13 protein-coding genes, 1 pseudogene and 1 riboswitch are annotated in these 14,974 nt (G+C 60.2%); of the genes and pseudogenes, 7 read left to right on the top strand and 7 right to left on the bottom strand.

The annotated features are described in order from the left end of the window. Positions 1–174: 174 nt before the first annotated feature. Positions 175–407, top strand: a riboswitch (cobalamin riboswitch). A gap of 100 nt (positions 408–507) precedes the next feature. The 5 genes from AKG11_RS28420 to AKG11_RS28400 are packed head-to-tail and all read left to right on the top strand — an operon-like array spanning position 508 to position 6,322. Next, positions 508–1,317 carry a (2Fe-2S) ferredoxin domain-containing protein gene (locus AKG11_RS28420; RefSeq protein WP_245290264.1) on the top strand — a complete coding sequence of 270 codons (810 nt, stop codon included), beginning with the start codon at positions 508–510 and terminating at the stop codon, positions 1,315–1,317. 1 nt (position 1,318) lies between these two features. After that, on the top strand, positions 1,319–2,851 hold the full coding sequence (locus AKG11_RS28415) for an ABC transporter substrate-binding protein (RefSeq protein ID WP_050746349.1): 1,533 nt from the start codon (positions 1,319–1,321) through the stop codon (positions 2,849–2,851). Between the two features lie 5 nt (positions 2,852–2,856). Further along, entirely contained in the window at positions 2,857–3,819 is a 963-nt protein-coding gene (gene nikB / locus AKG11_RS28410; RefSeq protein WP_050746348.1) for a nickel ABC transporter permease, read from the top strand. Beyond that, on the top strand, positions 3,812–5,554 hold the full coding sequence (locus AKG11_RS28405) for a dipeptide/oligopeptide/nickel ABC transporter permease/ATP-binding protein (RefSeq protein ID WP_050746347.1): 1,743 nt from the start codon (positions 3,812–3,814) through the stop codon (positions 5,552–5,554). The genes nikB and AKG11_RS28405 overlap by 8 nt, the downstream gene beginning before the upstream one ends. A gap of 3 nt (positions 5,555–5,557) precedes the next feature. Beyond that, positions 5,558–6,322, top strand: a complete 765-nt coding sequence (locus AKG11_RS28400; protein WP_050746346.1) for an ABC transporter ATP-binding protein — start codon at positions 5,558–5,560, stop codon at positions 6,320–6,322. Between the two features lie 333 nt (positions 6,323–6,655). Here the strand turns inward: AKG11_RS28400 and AKG11_RS28395 are convergent, their stop codons facing one another. From AKG11_RS28395 to AKG11_RS28375, 5 genes are all read right to left on the bottom strand, one after another. Next, entirely contained in the window at positions 6,656–7,681 is a 1,026-nt protein-coding gene (locus AKG11_RS28395) for a DUF3829 domain-containing protein (RefSeq protein WP_082342726.1), read from the bottom strand. A 163-nt stretch (positions 7,682–7,844) separates the two neighbouring features. Next, entirely contained in the window at positions 7,845–8,372 is a 528-nt protein-coding gene (locus AKG11_RS28390; RefSeq protein WP_050746344.1) for a hypothetical protein, read from the bottom strand. A gap of 81 nt (positions 8,373–8,453) precedes the next feature. After that, positions 8,454–8,807: a hypothetical protein gene (locus AKG11_RS28385; RefSeq protein ID WP_081870736.1), complete on the bottom strand. Its 354-nt coding sequence runs from the start codon at positions 8,805–8,807 to the stop codon at positions 8,454–8,456. Between the two features lie 251 nt (positions 8,808–9,058). After that, the gene (locus tag AKG11_RS28380; protein ID WP_082342724.1) at positions 9,059–9,553 is read right to left on the bottom strand and encodes a GNAT family N-acetyltransferase; all 495 of its coding nucleotides are present in this window, start codon (positions 9,551–9,553) and stop codon (positions 9,059–9,061) included. Between the two features lie 466 nt (positions 9,554–10,019). Then, positions 10,020–10,628, bottom strand: coding sequence for a GntR family transcriptional regulator (locus tag AKG11_RS28375; protein WP_050746343.1), 609 nt, complete (start codon positions 10,626–10,628; stop codon positions 10,020–10,022). Positions 10,629–11,135: 507 nt separating this feature from the next. Between AKG11_RS28375 and AKG11_RS28370 the strand changes: the two genes are divergently transcribed. Next, complete coding sequence (locus AKG11_RS28370) at positions 11,136–12,521, top strand: aspartate aminotransferase family protein (protein WP_050746342.1); 1,386 nt, start codon at positions 11,136–11,138, stop codon at positions 12,519–12,521. A 71-nt stretch (positions 12,522–12,592) separates the two neighbouring features. Further along, positions 12,593–13,633, top strand: a complete 1,041-nt coding sequence (locus AKG11_RS28365; protein WP_050746341.1) for a tartrate dehydrogenase — start codon at positions 12,593–12,595, stop codon at positions 13,631–13,633. 144 nt (positions 13,634–13,777) lie between these two features. On the opposite strand, the gene AKG11_RS28360 is transcribed toward AKG11_RS28365, so the two are convergent. Further along, positions 13,778–14,800, bottom strand: coding sequence for an Ldh family oxidoreductase (locus AKG11_RS28360; protein ID WP_157255843.1), 1,023 nt, complete (start codon positions 14,798–14,800; stop codon positions 13,778–13,780). A gap of 63 nt (positions 14,801–14,863) precedes the next feature. Further along, positions 14,864–14,974: pseudogene (locus tag AKG11_RS33860) on the bottom strand (amino acid ABC transporter ATP-binding protein); the annotation flags it as partial.

Genomic DNA, 14,974 nt, shown 5'->3' with positions numbered 1-14,974 from the left:
CGTCTGGGTGCGCGCCTTGGAAAGACAAGCCCGCCGAACAACCGGCATTGGCAATATGCGGGCAGTTTGAAGCCTTCCCCGCTCTCTCTATAGGGGACCACCATAAATATGAGTATATAAATCATGTTTATGGTGGTCAAGGCACCAACCGTCTTGACGCCAAGAAGATGCATGGATAGCGTGCGCGCCGATGGTTCCCCGCCCGATAACTCGACGGGGATTAATAGGGAACACGGTGAGGCCCCGTCAGGGACCAAGGCCGTGGCTGCCCCCGCAACTGTAAGCGGATTGCCGTCTATCCTTGTGGCGCGAGAGCGCCATGCCACTGCGGGCCACCATCCGCGGGAAGGCAGATGGGCGACAGATATCCGTGAGCCAGGAGACCTGCCATCAAGCATAGTTTTCCGTGGCCGGGGATGGTCAGCAGGATGACGGTTCACCGATGGCTTGTCATATCATCCGGTCGCCTCATTTTCTGCCTGCCCCGTTCGCTAGCGAGGTGGGTGGGTGCAATCAGCAACAGGTATTTCGGAGAACCGGCGCCGCGGTCGTGCGATCGTGGTTCTGGCCAAGGCGGCTTTCGCTGCAGCTCCGCACCAGGAGATGGCAAGAATTGCCGATATCGTGGCCGCCTTTGCAGGCGTCGGTCGCGTTATTTCCGCGTTTTCGGAACAGGGTCGCCCGTCGCTCCGTGACGCGCTTCATGATCTGCTGGACGGGCAATACGATGCCATCACGATCTTGCCGCTCGTGTTGCCGATGGAACCGAGCTTCCACATCTGGCTGACAAAATCGCTCAAGCGCTGGCAGCATGAATCCAACCGGCCATGGCCGCCGGTGGCGATAGCGCGGGACGTTGCGCGCAGCGCCCTGATACCTGCCGTCCTCTCGGAACTGTTGGCCGAGGGGCCGGACGCACCTGTTCCCGTTCCGCCCGAGGCCGTGACCGAAGGTTCGCTCGTGCCGGCGCAGAAGCGACGCGTGCTGGTCTGCGAAGGCGGCCCGTGCAACTCGGCAGGCGCGGATGTGCTCTGGGGGCATCTGCGTAACGAACAGGAACGGCTGAAGCTGCGCGTGACGGGCGAAGGCACGATGTCCGCCAAGTCCACTTGCCTTGGTCCTTGCAATCTTGCGCCCGTCGTCCAGGTCTGGCCTGAAGGCACCTACTATGGCGGCGTCAACGAGGCCGCCCTCGACCACATTATCTCCGAGCACCTTCTCGAAGGCCGTGTTGCCAGCGAACACGCCTATGAACCAAACGGACGCAAGCAGCGCCTCCGCGCCGGCTGTCCTCAATCCAACCCGATGGGAGAATAAGATGGGATACGTTCCGCGTGCTGCGATAGCAGCGCTCGTGGTTGCCTGCACTGGACTGATGAGTGCGGCTTTTGCCGCGGATATGGCGCCGGCGGACGAGCAGGTGTTGCGCCTTGTCACCGCCAACATGCCGCGCTCACTCGATCCCATCAATATCGATGCACAACGGATCATCAACAACGGCTTCGCCGAACCCCTGGTTCACGCCAGCCTCGACGGTGCATCGCTCATCCCCGCGCTTGCCAAGAGCTGGGCGATGGTCGAGCCTACGATTTGGCGCATCGAGCTTCAGCCAAATGCCAAATTCTGGAGTGGCGCAGCAGTCGATGCGGCGGCCGTTCAGGCGTCTTTCGAGCGTCACCAGGCAAAAAACACCCGCGCCGGTTCGCTTCTCAAGGGAGCAGCCTTCAAGGCTGTCGGGCCAACAACGCTTGAGATCCGCACACAGGCGGCGGATCCCGCCTTCCTGTTCAAGACCGTCACAATCGGCATCCACAACGCTGCCAAGGCTGATGAACTCGGCGACAAGTATGCGATGGAAGCCGACCTTTCGGGCTACTTCAAGCCGACCCAATTCGTGCCCGGCGAATTGGTCGTCGCTGAGCCTTTCGACGGATACTGGGGTGAGAAGCCGAAGCTGAAGCGCCTCGAGGCACGCTTTGTCGTCGATCCCCAGACCCGGTATCTCGCCCTGCAATCCGGCGAAGCGGATATGGACGCCAACGTCCAGTTCGAGCAGCGCCGGTCCTACATCCGAAGCAAGAAGTTTCAGTTTCCGGCCGTCAATCAGACCAACTGGAACATCTGGATGAACTACCGCAACCCGCTGCTGCAGGATGCGAAGCTCCGCGAAGCCTTGAGCCTCGGTGTAGACCGGAAGGAAATCGTGGACGGGGTCATGGCTCCCTTCGCCACCTATTCCACCGGGCATTTTCCGGCCGGCCTGCCCTATGCCATCAAGACACAGCAAGCATCCGATGTCGAAAAGGCGAACGTTCTTCTCGACCAGCTTGGCTGGAAGCCGGGCGCTGACGGTATCCGCATGAAGGACGGCAAGCGTCTGGAATTTTCTGTTCTGACGTATGGTTGGTGGCAAACTGTCGCTATCGCCTTGGAGGCGCAATGGCGCAAGATCGGCGTGGCGACCAAGCTGCAAGTGGTCGAGCCCACGGCTTCGAACCAGATCATGCTCGACGGAGCCTTCGATATTGCCACCTATTGTTCATGCGGCGCTGCGACCGGCGACCTTCATGGGCAGCTTGCGAGCTTTTACCGTTCGGACGCTGTTCAGAACTGGCAGAAATATGCAAATCCGCAGGTCGACGCGCTCATCGACCAGTTGCGAACCGAACTCGAGCCGGAAAAACGCTTCGAACTCTCTCGCCAGATCCAGGACAGGGTCATGCAGGACCATGCATTGCTTTACGTAGCAAACTCCGAGCTGATTGCTATTGCGCAGGGTGTAAAAGTCGGAGGGGTAGATCCTGAGCGCCCGCGCGATATCACACCTTCGATGTTCATCAAGGCTGAGTAGGGTTCGTGCTGGCTTATGCCGTAAAGCGGGCATTTGCCGGCCTCTCGGTTCTGCTCGGGATTACCGTCGTCATCTTCTTGATGCTGCGCTTCATCCCGGGCGACCCCGCGACGGCCGTGCTGCTCACCATGGTCGAGCCCGGTCTCGATTCCGCACAAATCACACAGGGCGACATTCAGCAGATGCGGGAGCAGATGGGGCTGAACGACCCGTTGCCTGAACAATATGTCAAATGGCTCGGCCGTGTCGTATCGGGCAATCTTGGCACTTCCCTGCGCAGCCGCCAGCCGATCGTCGACGAGCTCTCCGTTCGTCTCCCGGCAACGTTGGCCCTTGCTGGAACGTCGCTGCTCGTGATGTTCGTAATCGCTCTTCCAAGCGGCATCCTCGGCGGTCTTTATGCCGGCAGGCCGGTGGATCACGCCACCCGGTTTCTCAGCCTGATCGGCGAGTCGATGCCGAGTTTTTTTCTCGGCGTCCTGCTCATATACCTGTTTACGATCGAGCTGGGCTGGCTACCCGCACTTGGCTGGCAAAGGCCGGAAAGCATCATTCTGCCGGCCCTGACGCTCGGAACCGGCATTGCCGCTGCAACCTCACGGCTGTTACGGGCAAGCCTTCTCGATACCCTGTCGCAGCCATACATGCTGATGGCCGAGGCGAAGGGTATGCCGCGCCGCATACTCCTGTTTCGCCACGCTTTGCGGCCGGCGCTGATCCCGGTCCTCACCTCCGCGTCCCTGGTTGCGGGCGGATTGCTTGGCGGTGCAGCCGTGGTCGAGACTGTTTTCGCCTGGCCCGGGATCGGGCGCTACGTCATCGAGGCGATCAGCGGCCGCGACTACCCCGTCGTCCAGGGGTTTACTCTCATCATGGCCGCCATGTTCGTCATCATCAATTTCACGGTCGACATGCTCTATCGCTTCCTCGACCCTCGCGTGCGAGTGGAGGAGGGAAACCATGGCTGATCGCGTTCTTCGCCGCTTTGTAGTCAACCTGAAGCGGGATCCTCTTGGCCTGTTGCTTTTGCTCGTCATGGTCGGGATTGTCGCGATGGTGCTGGCCGCTCCTCTGTTGAGCAAGGCAAGTCCGATCGATACGAACTTCCGCGATGTGCTGCTGCCGCCAAGCGCCACCCACCTGCTGGGCACGGACGATTTCGGGCGGGATGTTTTCACCCGCCTGCTCTACGGCGGCCGGACGTCGCTCATGGTCGGTGCGATCGCCGTCGTCATTGTCATGACGATTGGCGTCTCGGTGGGCATCACAGCCGGCTACTTCGGCGGCGTGGTCGATCTCACACTGACCAAACTCATCGACGTGCTGCTGGCCTTTCCGCGCCTGGTTCTCGCCATCGCCGTCGCAGCCTTGATGGGGGGCGGGATCGTGCCTCTGGTCATTGCCGTCTCGGCGGTGGCTTGGCCTGCCTACGCGCGGATCATCCGTGGATTCACGCTGCAGATATCCCGGGAAGGTTATGTCGCCGCTGCTCGCTGCATGGGTACACCCACCTGGAAGATCCTGTTTCGGCATATCGCTATCAACCTGGTCGGTCCAATCCTCGTCCTCGGCATGCTCGATATCGGAAACATGATCCTTGCCGTTTCCGCTCTCTCCTTTCTCGGCCTTGGCGTGCCCCCTCCCGCTCCGGAATGGGGCGCGATGCTCAATGACGGTAGGGCGAGCATGGAGATCGCACCCTGGCTGGTTCTGGCTCCGGGGATAGCGATCTTCCTCGTGGTGCTCTCGGTCAACTACTTTGGCGACGTCGTGCGGGATAGTGTCGAAAGCCGCACCGTTCATGGCCCGCGCAGCTGGATCGTATGGCCGACATTTCGATCCCGGCCTAGGGAACCTTTCCCTGCTCAACCGGATCATGCTCTGCCTACACCGGTACTCAGCCTAGCCAATGTACGGGTGGAGGTGGCCGACCGACGCTCGCCATTTTTCGGCCGCTGCATTCTGGATAACGTCAGCCTTCACGTAGAGCCCGGCGAGTGCGTCGGCCTCATCGGCGAAAGCGGCTCCGGCAAAAGTACGCTCGCGACGCTGGCCCTTGGGTTGACCCGCCCGCCGCTGGCTCTGACAGATGGCGATGTAACCCTACTCGGAAAAGACACCGCCGGCTGGTCATGGGACGACTGGCAAAACGTGCGCGGGCGGACGGTGACGCTGGTCAATCAGGATCCGCTGTCTGCCCTCAATCCGGTCTTGCGCGTCGGCGACCAGATTCGGGAGGTTGTGCAAGTCCACATGGCACCTTCACGTGTCGAACTCGAACGACGGCTGCGGGAAGTGCTCGATGAAGTCCATCTGCCACATCGCGTCATCGACCAATTTCCCCACGAACTGAGCGGCGGCATGCGCCAGCGCGTCGTGATCGCCATGGCGGTCGCCAACCGGCCACGCCTGCTCATTGCCGACGAACCGACCACGGCGCTCGATGTATCGACGCAGGTTCGCATCCTAGACCTTATGCGCGAACTCCAGTCTCTCTATGGTCTCGGATTGCTGTTCATCTCCCACGACCTGCGGGTCGTATCGCGGGTAGCCGACCGGGTCGTGATCATGCGCGAGGGGCAAGTGGTCGAAACGGGGCTAGCCAACAAGATTTTCACCCGGCCGAGCCACGCCTATACCCGCGAGCTATTGGCCGCCGTACCCGGCCGCCAACTGCAGCCACTCCGTGCCTATGGAACGTGACCCATGCTGACCATCGAACGCCTTTCCAAGAGCTATGGGAAACAGCAAATTCTCTCCGAGGTATCCTTCAAGGTCGGCGCCGGCGAGATCGTTGGACTGGTCGGGCAATCCGGCTCCGGCAAGAGCACCATCGCAAAATGCATCCTGGGGCTGGAACGCCCCGATGCCGGTCAGATGAGCTGGCGCGGCCGCTCCCTTGCAGAACGCGCCGTTCGCCGGACGGCATTGCGCGAAATCCAGGCTGTTTTCCAGGATCCGCGGTCCAGCCTCAATCCACGCTGGACCGTGCGCCAACTGCTCAGCGAACCCCTCGACAATTGGACGCCGAGTGAGGAAGGTTCAGCTCGCGGCGCACGCCTGACGGCCCTGCTCGATCGCGTGACGTTAAGCGGCAATCTACTGGATCGTTATCCTCACGAACTCAGCACCGGCCAATGCCAGCGGCTCTGCGTGGCACGCGCTCTGGCACCGGATCCCGCCTTGCTGGTCCTCGATGAGCCGCTGTCTGCGCTCGATGTTTCGGTACAGGCTCGGCTGATCGAACTGTTGATGGAACTCCATCGGTCCGCAGGCATCGGATATCTGCTGATCACCCATGATTTCGCGGTGGCTGGAGACCTATGCGAGAAAATTGTTGTCTTGAATGAAGGACGAGTGGTGGAAACGGGACATGCCGCAAGCATCCTTGTTCATCCGACGCACACCTACACCCAGGGCTTGCTCCGCGATGTTCTGCCACCGCCATACACGCAGCACGAACCGAAATAGTGGAAGCAAAAATTCGGCTGATGGAGAAAGGGCGCTGAAGAGTTTCAGCCAGATTTTCATTGTGGCGAAGCTATGCTTTAGAGCCCATCGGGTATCAATGGATCGAGAGCGACGGGACGTTGTGGTCGCGGTATCTGCCCCAACAGCCACATTGGCGGGGTAGACGATGACTGGGGCACTTGGTAAGGATTTGCGGTTGCGTGCCTTGAAGACTACGGATGGCGGGGAGCCGGCCCGCCAGGCAGTGGCACGTTTCCTGACGGGCGCCTGAAAGCCAGGTAGCGGATAGTATGCGCCTTCCAGCCTGCGGAAGGCGCAAGGGCACCTGCCTTGTCAGACATCCGGGATCATGTTGTAGCTTCGGATCATGCTGTTGTAGTCACCCTGCAGCTTGGAAAGCTGAGCCTCGATGGCCTGTTGGTCCGGATTGCCCGCAAGCAATCTCCGGAAATCCTTCAGGCCGACCAGAAAGGTGTTGAAGTCACTGGACAACGCAAACCATTTGGGCGTGTTGCCGAGCTTCGTTCTGGTGTCAGGGTGTGCCTTGGCAAAGGCGTCGGCCTTGTCGAGAGCGGCCTGATAGGCCTGCTCGACCTTCTCTATCGACTGCGTATCCAGTTGACCTGTCTCGGCAAGATTGCTGATACCGTCGATGGCACGCCGGGCGGAAAGGGAAACGTTGAGCGTGTGCCAGCCGAAATTCTCCGTTCCGAATGCCTGCTCAATAGCGACAAGTCGCTTCTCGCGCAGTGTATGGTTGCGCTCTGAAACGATCTCCCTGAGCTTGTCCTCCGCATCAAAAAGCATCGTGAAGAGCGGCATGATCTGCTCATTGAGCGCCCCGCCCTTCTTCATGTGGTCATCAATATTGTCCTTGCGGCTGTAATAGAGATCAACCTCGTTCATGACGGGAATGAGCTGCTCCAACGTATCGGCAAAAATCTTGCCCGGATCATCCAGCCCCGCATCGGCCGGGGTCATGGCGATGGCGCCCCTGAGAGCGGCAATACACTCACGCGATATGGAGTTGTTCTGTTCATACACCTGGATTTTGAAGCTGGCGGCAATTCTTGTCGCCCCGGGTGTTGCCGCAAGGTGCGGATATTCGTTCACATAGGTCTGGGCACGATCGCGCAACGGGCTGGCCACGTCGTTGAGGCAGCCGATGACCGGCTGCAGCTTGTCCTCCAACCGCGTGTCCTGCTCCTTCAATGCCACGTCACCATCGCCGAGCAAGGATGCGCTCGAGACCCCGACTTTCATCTCTTGCGGCAGCCATGCGTTGAACCCTCCCGTCGCGTAAGCTCCGACAAAAGCACCGAGCGCTCCCAGGATGACAATACTTGTGACCTTTTTCATTTCGTACCCTGTATGCAACAATCATCGGCACCACTACCGACGCATAAATGGCATGCCCTCTCGGGCAAGCCATTGTTGATGAGAACTACTGCCGGTGCCGGCAGGCACCTTGTTTGACTCCGTACCTTCCATAATTCTCGCAAAAGGCAAGCCCGTTTCCCGATCAAGTCCCCAGTTCCTGAGTATACTTTCCAAGGAACGCCTCGATCGTGTCGGTCTCGACGTCGAGCATCTTGGTTTCGATCAGCAAAGGGCTACCGAACATTCCCACCAATGCCCGAGCGGTTTCCTTGGCTCGGCCAGGCGGTATCCTTTCAAGAAACGCCTGGGCATCCTTGAGATGCAGCACATAGGTGGATTGGCTGTTCACGGTGTAGCCTTTGATCTCTTCCCATGGAGCACGAAAGCGTCCGGAAAAGCCGTCAACAGTGACACCATGTGCAGACAAGATCACCCTCGGTACTGGATTGCGCAGACTGGCGATCACAAACCGCAAAAGATAGAGTGTGAGCGCTAGACCCGCGAGCCCCAGGGGATAGAAGATCGCGGGAACCCGCAGTGGCCCAAAAACCGAGCTCGGATCGGGACCACTTATCAGAACGACTACCAGAGCAGTAAGCAGCGCGGCGACACCAAGGCCTCCCAGCATGAGCTTTTGCTTTTTCTGGTAGAGTTTCAGTTCAGATTCCATTTATGTTCTCGGATTAATTGGGCTGTTTATCTGTTGTCATCTTCGCATGCAGCCCAAAAAACTGCCGGGCGAGGCGAAGAATTACTCGTCAAAGCCGCTTTGTTCCGCTGAAATCGTTTTGCAAGTGCCACTGTCCTTCTCGCCAACCATGCGCTTGTCGCGAATGACAACGCCCTTTGCGAGATCGATTTCCCATGCAACAGCCCCCTCATTCAGGCTGGCTTTTCCATCGGCAAACGTACCCTCCGCGGTTCTCTGGCTTCCAGAAGCCGGGACATAGACGCCGAATGTCCTGGCGGATTCGTCGAGAGCGAAATTGAACACCTGAGGTTCTCCCGTCGGGTCCGCAAACTCACAGGTCAGGTATGTCGGCGCGGCGAAGGCGTCGGAACCTGAAACAAGCATGATAACGCCGGCAAATACGCTTCTTGTCATTACTTTCAATTCTTGATCCTCGATTGTTTTGTTTCTGGCTTGCTTTAAATTACACTCTTGCGCCTCTCAAACCGGGTGTTCTGAAGCTCAAAATCTTCAGAACACCCGGTTCTGCCATTTGCTAGTGGCAGGGCGGAATATTGCCTTCTAGGGAGATTCGCCATTCACCGTTTCTCAAGGCGTAGCCTTTCCTGAAAACTGGGCGCATCGTTGCCTGTAACGGGTGAGGCAGGCCACAGACAATGGCCGGATCAGGGCGTCAGTTCATAAGTAACCCAGTTCGCCGCCTTTGCGACGTCGTCATACAGTCGGCGCGCTGTCGCATTGTCCTGCGCTGTTACCCAGCTCAGCATCGCCCAGTCGCGCGCGCGGGACGTTTCGTTCAGCGCCTCGAGAAGCAGACGCCCGATACCCCGACTGCGCTGTGACGGGTCCACGAAAAGATCGTCCAAGAACCCGGCATCCCGCCCAAGCAACGGTCTCGGCTGTGGCCAGTAATGTGCAAAGCCGACGACGAGTTCACCCGTCACGGCCACAAGCCCTTCGAGCGGGTGCGCCGGGTCACGCAGCCAGGCCCATGTCCGGTCGAGAACATTTTCCGTCATCGGCACCCTGTAGAAGGCCGCGTAAGCCCGATAGAGCTTTCTCCAGGCCGCTTCATCCATCGGCGCCACCGCGCGGATTTCAACCGGCTCTGATGTAGCTGCGCTCACGGTTTGGCACTTTAGGTTGGTCGGTTCGGTCATCGATAAGTCTTCCTGTCTCTGTCAACACGGCGTTTACGCCGGAATTTTCCAGAGCGTCTTACCAAGATTGGATGGGATAGATCCCACCAATTTGGAAAGCCGAGCCAGACCAATTTCGCGCTCATCCAGTCCGGCAACCTCCCTCCGTGCGGAGCAAGTGCCGTAGTCCTCACCCTGCACTGGGCGTGGCGAATTGCCTGGCGAAGCCGGATGCAGCAGAATGGAAATAACCGATTTGCCGCATGACTGCCTCCATGCGGTGATGTTGGAAAGGCCATCGGCGGGGACCATTCCCAACTGGTGGAAGAACGGTCGACGGCGGCCCCAGCCGAACGCCGGGATCGGCGGCGTAAAGATGAAATCCGCCCCGGCGCCTTGTCAGCGTCTAGAGATGGAGAGCCACCACCAAGCCTGTGGCGCCATCTCGCTTACCTGCACTCACATAGCCAATCGGCTGAAAAGTATTTTAGAAGTTGTAGCCTTCGGAAATATCCCTCTGCAGCGCCGCGTTGGCGGCCTTGGCATCCCCGGCAACGATCGCGTCGTAAACATCCTTGTGGTTCTGCGCCGAGCTGTAGAAAAGCGTCTTGTTGGGCACCGAGTGACGGACTGACGGGCCGATATGCATCCACAGCGGCTCCAGAAGCTGGCCGATGAAGGACAGCCGGCTCATTTCGGCAATCAGCATGTGGAAGTGGTAGTTGGCTTCGAGAAAAAGATCGAGATCGTCAACTTCCGCCGAGCTACAAATATCGGCGACGTGGGCTTTCAACTTTTCAAGCTCTTCATCCGTTCGGTTGACCACGGCCAGTTCGAGCGCGGCGCTTTCGAGGATCGAGCGCAGGGTGCGGATATCCTGCAATTGTTTGGTGGTGAAGATCGGCACCATCATCGTTCTGTTGGGCGTCGAGACGACACTTCCGACACTTTCCAGCCGCTGGAGTGCATCGCGAACCGGCATCAGACTGGTGCCGAGGCTTTTTGCCAGTCCGCGCAGGGGAAGCTTCTGTCCGGGGGTGAAACGTCCCATCATGAGGTTGCGCTTCAGCATCTCGTAAATCTGCTCGTGCAGCATGTCCCGCGATACTGGAGACAGTTCCGGCGCGTTCGCCCCACCGAAGGGTGCTTCACCACGTGTCAAATAGGCTCTCCCTGTGTGCGTGGCCCGTCATAACATCAAACACACGGCTTGACACGAAAAACATGGCAGGGCATGGTATTTTTGTTATAACACTAGACGGAAATTCAGCTCGCTCTCCTCAACCGGAAGCAGCCCGGCCATAAGGGTCCACCCGAGAAGCTTCACCCGCGCGGTGACGACGTGTTGGTGCGCCCGGGCCGATTCTGTCGAGTTCACCCCCGCCTCATCCGGCGACGTGACCGTACCGGGTCGATTCCGGCGCGTTCCAGGATGCGACGGGGCGTGTTGTCACCATCGCCGGAGGCGGGCGCCTGTCGCGCCGCCTCCGGTTTTCCGAACGGTCATCTGCAAGGATACCAGCACAAACATGCAAGCGGCGGCGGCGTTGTTTCGCCGCCAGGGCTCCGCCATTTGCGGCCAAGCCCCAAGGAGGAACAGACTATGAGCGGCAAGCTCTCCAATTCCCTCGCCCATGCGGACATCACGACGACCCTGCATCCCTATACGGATGCCCGCGCTCACGAGCGCCAGGGCCCGATGATCGTCGACCACGGCAAGGGCATCTACATCTATGACGACGCCGGCAAGGAATATATCGAAGGCCTCGCAGGCCTCTGGTCGGTCGCCATCGGTTTCGACGAACCCCGCCTGGTGAAGGCCGCGGCAGATCAGATGGCCAAGTTGCCCTACTACCACACCTTCAGCCACAAGTCGCACGAGCCCTCTATCCGGCTGTCGGAGAAAATCGTCGAGATGACGCCGGAGCCCCTCACCCGCGTCTTCTTCACCAGCTCCGGCTCGGAAGCCAACGACACCATGATCAAGATGGTGTGGTACATGAACAACGCACTTGGCCGGCCGCAGAAAAAGAAGTTCCTGGCGCGCACCCGCGGCTATCACGGCATCACGGTCGCCGCCGGCAGCTTGACGGGCCTGCCGAACAACCATCGCGATTTCGACCTGCCGGCGATTCCGGTCCGCCACCTGACCTGCCCGCACCACTATCGCTTCGGCCTCCCGGGCGAGACCGAGGCGGAGTTCGCCGCACGCCTGATCGCCGAAGCGGAAGCCGTCATTCTCGAGGAAGGCCCGGAGACCATAGCCGCCTTCATCGGCGAGCCGCTGATGGCGGCGGGCGGTGTCATGCCGCCGCCGGCCGGCTACTGGAAGGGCATCGAAGCGCTGTGCCGCAAGTATGATATCCTGCTCGTCGCCGACGAAGTGATCTGCGGCTTCGGCCGCCTCGGCAAAACCTTCGGCTGTGAATATTACGGCTTCACGCCGGATATCATGGTCATGTCCAAGCAGCTGACCTCATCCTACATGCCGCTTGCCGCCATCGTCTTCACCGAAGCGGTCTATAATGCGATTGCCGACAACACGGCAAAGATCGGTACCTTCGGCCACGGCTTCACCGCCTCCGGCCATCCGGTCGCAACTGCCGTCGGCCTGGAAAACCTCAAGATTATCGAAGAGCGCGATCTCATCGGCAACGCTGCCCGCGTTGGTGACATCTTCCAGACGCGTCTGGCTGAGCTCGCCGATCATCCACTGGTTGGCGAAGTGCGTGGCGCCGGTCTTATCGCCGGCATCGAGATGGTGGCGGACAAGGAAACGCGCCGCCCCTTCGCTGCTGCCGGCAAAGCAGGCGCACGCGCCTTTGCGGCCGGGCATGACCACGGCCTTGTCGTGCGCGCGATCGGCGACGTCGTCGCGCTCTGCCCGCCGCTCATCATCAACGAAGAGCAGGTGAACGAGACCGTGAACCGCCTGCGCAAGGCCCTCGACGACACCGCACACTGGTGCGCCACCGAAGGTCTGAATTGAACAAAAAAAGAGCGCCGTCTCCGCGACGGCGCCCTTTTTCGCGCCATCCGCAACACCTGGAGAGCCATCCCATGAAGACCTATTCAATCGCGCTCGTTCCCGGCGACGGCATCGGCACGGCAGTCACCGAGGCCGCCTGGGCGGTTCTCGAAAAGGCGGCCGCCCGCGATTTCAAGCTCTCGGGCACGACCTTCCCGTGGTCGTGCGCCTTTTACGAGGAAAACGGCATGATGATGCCGGAGGACGGTATCGAGACGTTGCGCGCCTTCGACGCCATCCTGCTCGGTGCGGTCGGCTGGCCGGCCAAGGTTCCCGATTCCGTTTCGCTGCATGGTTTGCTGCTGCCGATCCGCAAGGCTTTCGTGCAATATGCCAATATACGTCCGCATCGCCTGCTGCCGGGCGTCGAAGGCCCGCTGCGTGCGGAGGGCTTCGACATCCTCTGCATCCGCGAAAATACGGAAGGGGAATATTCAGGCGCGGGCGGGCGTGTCCACCAGGGCACGATGGACGAAGTGGCTGTGGAAACCTCCATCTTCACACGCGCGGGCGTTGAGCGCATCTTGCGCTTCGGCTTCGAACAGGCGCGTGCACGGCGAGGCAGGCTCGCCTCCGTCACCAAGTCCAATGCGCAGAAATATTCAATGGTATTCTGGGATGAGATCACCCAGCAGCTTGCAGCCGAGTATCCCGATATCGAGGTCACCAGCTACCACATCGACGCCATGGCCGCGCGCATGGTGATGGCACCGGAAAGCCTCGACGTGGTCGTCGCCTCCAACCTGTTTGGCGATATCCTGACCGATCTCGGTGCGGCGATCCAGGGGGGCCTCGGCTTTGCCGCTTCCGCCAACATCAACCCTGATCGCAGCGCACCCTCCATGTTCGAGCCCGTACACGGCTCCGCGCCGGATATCGCCCATCTCGGCATCGCCAATCCCATTGCCGCCGTCTGGTCCGGTGCGATGATGCTGGATCACCTCGGCGAGCACGGCGCCGCCGGCCGCGTCATGGCCGCCATCGAGCGCACCACAGCACAGGGCATCGGCGTCAGCCCCGGCAAGGACAAGACGGAGACAATTGCGGCCGCCATCCTCGCCGCAACCGACTAGAGTTTGCCAGGAAAAGTGGAACCCGGTTTTCCCGAAAAGACAGACGAAAACAAAGAACGCCAAAGTCAGTCAGCTTCGGTATGAAGCTGACTGACTTCAGAGCATGAGAAGATGGGCGCTTCCGTCTCGATGGGCGGAAGCAGTTCAGATCGGCGTGGGGAAGCGGCAGCCAAGTTTGTTCGCCCAAGGCAGGATATCATCGACGATCGTATCAATCAGTCCCACGCCGTTCTCAAGCTGGTCACGCTTGCGCGCGAGCGAACGGTCTCCCGGAATGCGCACGGGGTCGTGCCCCGGAGCGACCGCACTTGCCCTGCATAGCGCGGCCAACCGCCCCATCTCGCGCTCGAATGATGCGCGGCCGGAAAAATGGGCGGGATCGATAGCCTGCACGAAGACACCGTTCGCCTCGCTGTCACCGCTCTGTGAAGTCCGGCCAAACCCGCCCAATGCACCGGAAAGCGCCTCGGTAAGAAGGGCCAGGCTGAAGCCCTTGTAGCCCTGTTCCGTGCCGCCGATGGGCAGAATGCCACCGCCTCTTTCGACGAACTCGGCGGGATCGCCGGTAATCCTGCCATCCTGCGAAATGATCAGGGGAACCGGCAGCGTCTGCCCCAGTCGGTAGCTGCGGTTCAGCGGCCCCAGCGCGGACATCGCCGCGGTGGTGTCTATCAGAATGGGATCCCGATCGGTGGGAATGCCGGCGGCGATCGGATTGCAGGAGAATACGCGGCTCAATCCGCCATGCGGCACCACGACTGCTTCCGTTGGCGTGCTGGCGGTGATCATCACCATGATGCCGCGTCGGGTTGCCCGTTCCAGATAGCTCGCAAGACAGGCGATATGCTGTGCCCGGCGGACAACCAGGGTCCCGGTCCCCTCGGTCGTCGCGATATCGCAGGCGCGGTCCACCGCCTTTGCCGTGATCCACGGTCCGGGAAGGAATGCGGCATCCCAGACCTCGCTGCTTCGGGATGCGCTGACGACGGTGTGGTCGCCCTCTCGCCGTGTCTCGCCACTGAGCAGCCATTCGACATTCGTCGGCAGGCGCTGCATGCCATGGGTCGAATAGCCCAGAAGGTCGGCTTCGAGAAACAGCGAGCCGACCGTCTCTGCGCACTCGGGCGCAAGGCCTGCGCATTCGAGCAGCCGCGCGGAGAAATCCATCAGGTCCGTGTAACGGTATCTTTGCATGAGTGCTCCCCTTTGTAGCTGCGTCTTGGTGCACTCCTAGTGGAGGATCTGGCTGAGGAAGAGCCTGGTGCGCTCGTGCTGCGGGTTGTCGAAGAACTCGGCCGGCGAGTTCTGCTCGACGATCTGGCCCTGGTCCATGAAGATCAC

It is taken from the genome of Shinella sp. SUS2 (genome assembly GCF_001262505.1).
GTDB lineage: Bacteria > Pseudomonadota > Alphaproteobacteria > Rhizobiales > Rhizobiaceae > Shinella.
The sequence above is the reverse complement of the archived record's forward strand: the minus strand, read 5'-3'. Positions and strand labels throughout refer to the sequence as shown.